The organism is Burkholderia sp. (genome assembly GCF_018375725.1).
In the GTDB taxonomy this organism is placed as follows: Bacteria; Pseudomonadota; Gammaproteobacteria; order Burkholderiales; family Burkholderiaceae; genus Burkholderia.
In genome coordinates this window covers 1-8,003 of record NZ_JAHACR010000199.1, presented here as the reverse complement: position 1 = coordinate 8,003, position 8,003 = coordinate 1, and the positions used below count along the sequence as shown (strand labels likewise).

5 protein-coding genes and 2 pseudogenes are annotated in these 8,003 nt (G+C 65.6%); 1 reads left to right on the top strand and 6 read right to left on the bottom strand.

What is annotated here, in order from left to right:
• The 6 genes and pseudogenes from KH616_RS17975 to KH616_RS17950 form a co-directional block, all read right to left on the bottom strand.
• Window positions 1-264 (bottom strand): annotated as a pseudogene (locus tag KH616_RS17975) (electron transfer flavoprotein subunit alpha/FixB family protein); the annotation flags it as partial.
• A 4-nt stretch (window positions 265-268) separates the two neighbouring features.
• A complete protein-coding gene (locus KH616_RS17970; RefSeq protein WP_292248926.1) occupies window positions 269-2,194 on the bottom strand; it encodes a (Fe-S)-binding protein in 1,926 nt (641 codons plus the stop codon).
• A 2-nt stretch (window positions 2,195-2,196) separates the two neighbouring features.
• A complete protein-coding gene (locus KH616_RS17965; RefSeq protein ID WP_292248925.1) occupies window positions 2,197-4,260 on the bottom strand; it encodes an NADH:flavin oxidoreductase in 2,064 nt (687 codons plus the stop codon).
• A 52-nt stretch (window positions 4,261-4,312) separates the two neighbouring features.
• Window positions 4,313-4,846: a DUF5943 domain-containing protein gene (locus KH616_RS17960; protein ID WP_292248922.1), complete on the bottom strand. Its 534-nt coding sequence runs from the start codon at window positions 4,844-4,846 to the stop codon at window positions 4,313-4,315.
• A gap of 121 nt (window positions 4,847-4,967) precedes the next feature.
• Complete coding sequence (locus KH616_RS17955) at window positions 4,968-5,939, bottom strand: dipeptidase (RefSeq protein WP_292248920.1); 972 nt, start codon at window positions 5,937-5,939, stop codon at window positions 4,968-4,970.
• Between the two features lie 30 nt (window positions 5,940-5,969).
• Window positions 5,970-7,244 (bottom strand): serine hydroxymethyltransferase, encoded by a 1,275-nt coding sequence (locus KH616_RS17950; protein WP_292248917.1) that lies wholly within the window; start codon window positions 7,242-7,244, stop codon window positions 5,970-5,972.
• Window positions 7,245-7,694: 450 nt separating this feature from the next.
• Between KH616_RS17950 and KH616_RS17945 the strand changes: the two are divergent.
• Window positions 7,695-8,003 (top strand): annotated as a pseudogene (locus KH616_RS17945) (GlxA family transcriptional regulator); the annotation flags it as partial.

Here is an 8,003-nt window from a genome sequence, read left to right as displayed (position 1 = left end):
ATCGGCGAGCAGCGCGGCGGCGGCAATCGCCTGGCACGCATGGTCGTCGAGCGCGCCGCGTTCGCTGTGCGCGACGACGAGCAGCAGGTGTTGCGGATCCGTTACCACCCGGCGCGGCTTGGCCGCCGCCGCGCCATGACCGTGCGCGGCCCAGTGCGCGGCGCTCGCGTCCGCGCTGCCGGCCTCGCCCAGCGTGATGCGCTTGAGACCGGCCGCCGTGACGATGAACGGCCGGCGCGGATCGATTCGTTTGATCGTATTCATCGATTCACTCCAGCGAAGCAGCAACGAGTTCGGCCACATCGAGCACGTCAGGGCGCGGCCCCACGACACCCTCGAGCATCGCCGTGCAGTTCGGGCAGGCGACCGCGACCACTTCCGCGCCGATCGCGCGCGCGTCGGCGATGCGAATGTCGGGGATGCGCTGCTTGCCCGGGATATCGGTCAGCGGTGCGCCGCCGCCACCGCCGCAGCAACGGCCGCGCAGGCCGTTGCGCTCCATCTCGACGACCTGGATGCCGATCGCCTTCAGCAGCTTGCGCGGCGCGTCCGTTTCGCCGTTGTAGCGGCCGAGGTAGCACGGATCGTGATACGTGGTGCGCTTCTCGCGCAGCGCTTCGACCGCTTTCGGCGCGATGCGTCCGCTCGCCGCCAGCTCGGCGAGATAGGTCGTGTGATGCTTGACGGTCACACGCAGGCCGAGCGCGCGGTATTCGTTGCGCAGGCTGTGCATCACGTGCGGATCCGCCGTGACGATCTGCTTGTACGACAGCGTGGACAGCGTGCCGATCAGGCGTTTCGCCAGCTGCTGGAACGTCGCTTCGTCGCCGAGACGCCGCGCGACGTCGCCGGTATCGGTCTCGGCCGCACCGAGCACCGCGTAATCGACGCCGGCCTTGTTCAGCACCTTCGCGAACGCACGCAGCGTGCGCTGGTAGCGCATGTCGAATGCGCCTTCGCCCGCGACGATCAGCACGTCGACCGGCTTGCCCGGCTGCGCGACCGGTGCGTTCAGGTCGACCGACCAGTCGTAGCGCGCGCCGGTGTCGTAGCCGCCCATCGTGCCGGTTTCCCGCAGGTTCGCGAGCACGTCCGCGCCCTTGCCCGGCACCGTGCCATGGACGAGTGTCTGGTTGCGGCGCATGTCGACGATCGCGTCGACGTGCTCGATCAGCATCGGGCATTCCTGCACGCATGCGCGGCAGGTCGTGCACGACCACAGCGTCTGCGCTTCGATCAGGCCGGACACGATCGGGCCGTTCGGTGCGCCGTGGTGCTGGCCGACCGCGATGCCCGGCGTCGGACTGCCCGCGTAAGCGGCGTCGCTGCCGCCAGCCATCCCGACGACGAGATCCTGGATCAGTTTCTTCGGGTTCAGCGGCTGGCCGGACGCGAACGCCGGGCAGGCAGCTTCGCACTTCCCGCACTGCACGCAGGCATCGAAGCTCAGCAGCTGGTTCCAGCGGAACTCGACCGGCTTCGCGACACCGTAGTCGTGCTGCTGGATATCCGGCACCTTCAGCGCGGTCGGCGGCGTCGCCGTACCGTTGCCGGTGAACGATTCTCGCGTGGCGGCGAAACGCTCCTGACGCGGATGGAACGCAAGATGCAGCAGGCCCGCGATCGCATGCTTCATCGGGCCGCCCTTCGCCGCACCGACCGTCATCGCGAATGCACCGACGCCGATCAGCACCGCGCAGAGCACGGCAAACGCGCCGGACATCGCGCTGGCCGGCACGAGCATGTACAGCGTCAGGCCGAGCGCGAACGAACCGAGCAGCCACGGCAGCGTGTTCCACGGCCCGCGCGACAGACGCGCCGGCGCGTTCCGCGCGGCACGGCGGCGCCACACGAACACCGCGCCGACCAGCATCGCGAGCGCCGCGACGAAGATCAGCCGGTCGAGCCACGGCGAATAGATCGCGAGACCGTAGTTGACGAACACCAGCGCCAGCGCGGCGATCGCGCCGCCCGCCGTCGCGACGTGCGTCTTCGCGATATACGGATCGCGCGCGACGACATGGTGCAGGTCGACGAAATAGCGCTTCGGGATCGCGAACAGGTTCGCGACGCCGAATGCGCCGGGCGCGGTGGCCCGCCCGAGACGCCAGTACGACGAGCGCTTCGCGACCGCGAACGCGAGCCCCGCCACCGACAGCCACAGCAATGCGGTAATCAGAAAGGCCGGATTCATCGTCAGAAATCCTTCACGAGACGCAGCGCGTCGTAGATCGCGCCGTGGATGTTGTGCATCGAAATGCAATCGCCGACGCGGAACAGCAGGAAGCGCCCGTTGCCCAGCGTCTCCGACAGGCTCGGCTGCGGTTCGGCCGCGAACAGCTTGTGCACGTCGGTCTGCCCGCGGTTCACCGATTCCGGCTTGAGCTTCCAGTACAACGCGTCGTTCGGCGTCGATCCGTTCTCGATCACGACCTGATCGACCGCGCGTTCCTCCTGCTCCTCGGTGTACTCGTTGCGCAGCACCGCGATCTTCTTGCCGTTTTCCTCATACACGCGATCGAGCCAGTAATTCGGCGTATGGATCACGCCCTGCGCATACAGGCGGCGATAGAAGATCGGGAAGGTCGTGCCGCCGCAATCGTCGGCGACCTTCACGTCCGGCGTGACGATCTCGACGTTCGAGCCGCGGCTCGAGATGAAATCGGCAACGCCCGAGCCTGCGTGCGTGCTGACGCCGTCGTAGACGAGCACGTTCTGCTTCGGTTCGACGCGGCCCGACAGGACATCCCAGGCGCTGACTGCGAGCCCTTCGTCGACACCCCACGCCGGCACCTGATCGGTGAAGCTCCGGCCGCCGGTTGCAAGCACGACGATGTCGGGCTTCTCGGCCATGATCGTCTTCTCGTCGGCTTCGACGCCAAGACGCCGGTCGACGCCGAGGCGTTTCGTCTCCATGTCGAACCAGCGCACGATGCCCGCCATCTGTTCGCGCTGCGGCGCCTTTGCGGCCAGCATGATCTGTCCGCCGACTTCCGGGTTCTTCTCGAACAGCACGACATCGTGGCCGCGCAGCCGTGCGACGCGCGCCGCTTCCAGCCCGGCCGGGCCGGCGCCGACCACGACGACCTTGCGCTTCGGGCCGCGCGATTTCTCGATCACGTGCGGCATCGTCGCCTCGCGCGACGTGGCGGCGTTCTGCACGCACAGCACGTCGAGGCCGTTGTACTGGCGGTCGATGCAGTAGTTCGCGCCGACGCATTGCTTGATCTCGTCCTCGCGGCCATCGCGGATCTTGATGACCATGTGCGGATCGGCAATCTGCGCGCGCGTCATGCCGACCAGATCGACCATGCCGTTCGCCAGCAGGCGCTCGGCCTGGCCCGCGTCGCGGATGCTCTGCGCATGCATCACCGGAATCCGGACGACCGACTTGATGCCCGCCGCGAGATGCACGAACGGCTCGGGCGGCAACGCCATCGGCGGCATGCAGTTCGCGAGCGTGTTGTGCGTATCCGCACCGGAGCCGATCACGCCGAGATAATCGATCAGGCCCGTCTCCGACATCGCCTGCGCGATCTCCTTGAGCTGTTCGTGATCGAGGCCGTCCTCGTGAAATTCATCGCCGCACATCCGCAGGCCGACGCAGAAATCCTTGCCGACCGCTTCGCGCACGGCCTGCAGGACCTCGACACCGAAACGCAGCCGGTTCTCGAGACTGCCGCCCCATTCGTCGGTGCGGAAGTTCGTGCGCGGGCTCCAGAACTGGTCGATCAGATGCTGGTGCGCAGCCGAGATCTCGATGCCGTCCATGCCCGCGTCCTTCACGCGCTTCGCGGCAGCCGCGAAATCCGAGATGATGCGGCGGATCTCCTCGACCTCGATGATCTTCGCGTTGCCGCGGTGCACCGGCTCGCGCACGCCCGACGGCGTCATCAGGTGCGGCCAGTGCTCGCCGTGGAATGCCGAGCGGCGGCCCATGTGCGTCGCCTGGATCATGATCTTCGCGCCGTGACGATGCATCGCTTCGGCCAGCCGCGCGAGCGGATCGACGATCTTGTCGGTCGACAGGTTCACCGATTTCCACCACCCCTGCGGGCTGTCGATCGACACCGGGCTCGACCCGCCGCATACGGCGAGGCCGACACCGCCCTTCGCCTTTTCCTCGTAATAGCGGATGTAGCGGTCGCCCGGCAGGCCGCCCGGCTCCGCATACACCTCGGCGTGCGCCGTGCTGACGATCCGGTTGCGCAGCGTCAGCTGGTTGAGCTGCAGGGGTTTGAACAAGTGGGGATAGCGCATCGCAGGCGACCTCTGGCGTTCGTATGTCTCGTATGGCGGATGGAGTTCGTGGTCAGTGGGCGACCGGCGACACTTCGAAGACGCAATGGTCGTGACCTTCCGCCGCGCACTGCACTTCCTTCGATTGCGCCCGCGGCGCGTCCTTGCCGGCCGGCGTCGTGTCGTTGACCCAGTCCATCGCGCCGGCAAACCAGCCGGCGAACATGTAGCAGAGCTTGCCTTCCTTGCCGGGTTGCGCAAGCACGAACGACGAGTAGTGCAGTTCGATCTTGGCGCGTGCGGTCGACGGATCGGCCTCGCGAATCGAGAACAGGCCCCAGCCGCGCTGCGACAGACGTTTCAGGTAATGCTCGAACACCGCCATGCCGCTGATCCCGTGCAGCTTCGCCTCCTTGTCGCACCAGTGATAGGCGGACTTGTAGCCGGCCTTGTACAGAATCTCCGCGTAGACGTCCCGGCCGAGCGCGTCTTCGACCGCCACGTGGTTGTTCGTGAAGAAATGGCGCGGAACGTACAGCATCGGCAGCGCATCGGTGGTCCAGACGCCGGTATCGGGATCGACGTTGATCGGCAGTTGCGGTTGCATCGTGGTGACTCCGTGAGGAAAAAAGGCCGCGCGCCGCCTGTTCGCAGGCGCGGCATCGTCCGCGTGCCTGCGCGGCTTGCGCAGGCACGTCCCGTTTTTGTCGAGTGAATCGGTTAAAGAATCAGGCGCCCCAGACGTCCTTGAAGACGCGTACCCAGTTCTCGCCCATGATCTTGCGGATACGCGACGCCTTCCAGCCGGCGCGCTCCATCGCGGCGGTCAGGTTCGGGAATTCGCCGATCGTGCGGATGCCCTCCGGGTTCACGACCTTGCCGAAATTGGTCAGGCGGCGATAGCGGCCCTTGTCGTGCGTCAGCATGTCGAAGAAGTCGGTGCTGTAGCCCTGCGTGAAGTCGGTGCCGATGCCGACCGCGTCCTCACCGATCAGGTTCACGACGTAGTCGATCGCCTCGATATAGTCGTCGACCGTCGCGTCGATGCCGCGCTTGAGGAACGGCGCGAACATCGTCACGCCGACGAACCCGCCCGCATCCGCGATTTCCTTCAGCTGCGCGTCGCTCTTGTTGCGCGGATGCTCCTTGAGGCCCGACGGCAGGCAGTGCGAATAGCAGACCGGTTTCTTCGAGAAGGCGATCGCCTCCGACGACGTGTTGCCGCCGACATGCGACAGGTCGACCATGATGCCGACGCGGTTCATCTCGGCGATCACCTCGCGGCCGAAGTCCGACAGGCCGCCGTCGCGCTCGTAGCAGCCGGTGCCGACAAGGTTCTGCGTGTTGTAGCAGAGCTGCACGACGCGCACGCCCATATCGGCGAATGCCTCGATATAGCCGAGGTTGTCCTCGAACGCATGGGCGTTCTGGAAGCCGAGAATCACCCCGGTCCTGCCCTCCTTCTTCGCGCGGAAGATGTCGTCGGTCGTGCGCACGAGCGTCAGCAGCTCGCTGTTGTCGCGGATCTGCTTCTTCATCAGCGCGATGTTGTCGACGGTCTTCGCGAAATTTTCCCAGACCGACACCGTACAGTTCGCGGCGGTGATGCCGCCCTTGTGCATGTCTTCGAATACCGAGCGCTCGAACTTCGAAATGTTCAGGCCGTCGATGATGATGCTGTCTTGGTGCAGCGTGCTCATGGTGTGCTCCAGTCCTGTCGGTTCGGCGTATCAGTAGATGGGGAAGCGTTCGCACAACGCGAAGATCTCGCGGCGCACGCGCTGTTCGGTGGCAGGGTCGCCGTCCGGGTTCGCGCGCAGTGCGTCGAACACCTCCAGGATCAGGCGGCCGATCTCGCGGAATTCCGCGGCGCCGAAGCCGCGCGTCGTGCCGGCCGGCGTGCCGAGACGGATGCCCGACGTGACGGTCGGCTTCTCGGTATCGAACGGAATGCCGTTCTTGTTGCACGTGATCCCCGCACGCTCGAGCGCCTGCTCGACCTGCGCGCCCTTCAGGCCCTTCGGCCGCAGATCGACCAGCAGCAGATGGTTGTCGGTGCCGCCGGTCACGAGATCGACGCCGCCCGCCTTCAGCACTTCGCCGAGCGCCTGCGCATTGGCGAGCACGTTGTCGATATAGGTTCTGAAGCCCGGTTGCAGCACCTCGCCGAACGCGACGGCCTTGCCGGCGATCACGTGCATCAGCGGGCCGCCCTGCAGGCCGGGGAACACGGCCGAGTTGATCTTCTTCGCGATCTCCTCGTCATTCGTCAGGACAAAGCCGCCGCGCGGGCCACGCAGTGTCTTGTGCGTCGTCGACGTGACGACGTGCGCATGCTCGACCGGATTCGCATGGCGGCCCGCGGCGATCACACCCGCGATATGCGCCATGTCGACCATCAGCTTCGCGCCGACGCTGTCCGCGATGGCGCGGAAGCGCGCGAAGTCGAGCTTGCGCGGATAGGCGGAGAACCCCGCGATGATCAGGCTGGGCTTGTGCTGCTGCGCCAGCTCCTCGACCTGGTCGTAGTCGATCAGCATCGTGTCGCGGTTCACGCCGTACTGCACGGCGTTGAACCATTTTCCGGACAGTGCCGGCTTCGCGCCGTGCGTCAGGTGGCCGCCGGCATCGAGCGACATGCCGAGCACCGTGTCGCCCGGCTTCGCCAGCGCGAGCATCACCGAACCGTTCGCCTGGGCTCCCGAGTGCGGCTGCACGTTGGCGAAGCCTGCGTTGAAGATCTGCTTCACGCGGTCGATCGCGAGCGCCTCGACTTCATCGGCGAATTCGCAGCCGCCGTAATAGCGCTTGCCCGGGTAACCTTCCGCGTACTTGTTGGTCAGCACGGAGCCCTGCGCTTCGAGCACGGCGCGCGACACGATGTTTTCCGACGCGATCAGCTCGACTTGCGACTGCTGCCGCTCGAGTTCTTTCAGGATGGCGCTGCGAACCGGCGCGTCGCGCTCGGCGAGGGGCTGCGAGAAGAAAGGCTGGGTGTTCGACATAGAGCGTCCGTGACAATGAAAAATGGGCATCGTGCAAGGCGAAAGGCCCGCCATATCTGGCTTTCCGGCGTTGCCAGACCAAGGCTGCCGACGGCTCTATTCTTGTCGTTCGGATTTTCGGTCGATTGATGAATTTAGACGCGTTCTTTGCCTTTTCCGCCATGCGCGTCCGTTTTACACAAGTGACCGGTCGTGCAATTTTCCGGCAAGCGACATGGCTTGCGGCACCGCGCAAAAGACGGACAAGCACGACTGCGGTGCCCGCGACGCGCAACGCGGGTGCAAGCCGTCACCGAATCGGTGCGGCGCAGCATGATCGCTATGTCATTGCAACGTATGAAGCTAGGGGTTTAGCCGTATGGCACGCTTGTTGCGCTCAATTCCACAATACCGCTGCCCGATCCGTGCCCCGGGCCAAAAAGCTATGAGTAGATTCTAGGATCGATCCCCATGTCGCCCGACCGTACAGCGTCGTTGTCTCACTTCGCGTTCATGTTGCTGCCCAACTTCACGATGATCGCATTCACGAATGCGGTCGAAGTGCTTCGGATGGCAAATTACCTGAGCGGACAGCCGATCTATCGCTGGTCGGTCATCAGCCCGGACGGCGGTCCGGTCACGGCGAGCAACGGCCTCACGGTCGACACCGGTCCGGCGGAATGCGCGGGGCAGCCGGATATCGTATTCGTCTGCGGCGGCGTCGATGTGCAGCACGCGACAGACGCCAACCATCTGTCGACGCTGCGCCGCTTCGCGCGC

Bases quoted from the DNA above. Each gene is read 5' to 3' on its own strand.
- KH616_RS17960 (WP_292248922.1), bottom strand. From the start codon at position 4,846: ATGCAACCGCAACTGCCGATCAACGTCGATCCCGATACCGGCGTCTGG.
- KH616_RS17970 (WP_292248926.1), bottom strand. From the start codon at position 2,194: ATGAATCCGGCCTTTCTGATTACCGCATTGCTGTGGCTGTCGGTGGCG.
- KH616_RS17950 (WP_292248917.1), bottom strand. From the start codon at position 7,244: ATGTCGAACACCCAGCCTTTCTTCTCGCAGCCCCTCGCCGAGCGCGAC.
- KH616_RS17955 (WP_292248920.1), bottom strand. From the start codon at position 5,939: ATGAGCACGCTGCACCAAGACAGCATCATCATCGACGGCCTGAACATT.
- KH616_RS17965 (WP_292248925.1), bottom strand. From the start codon at position 4,260: ATGCGCTATCCCCACTTGTTCAAACCCCTGCAGCTCAACCAGCTGACG.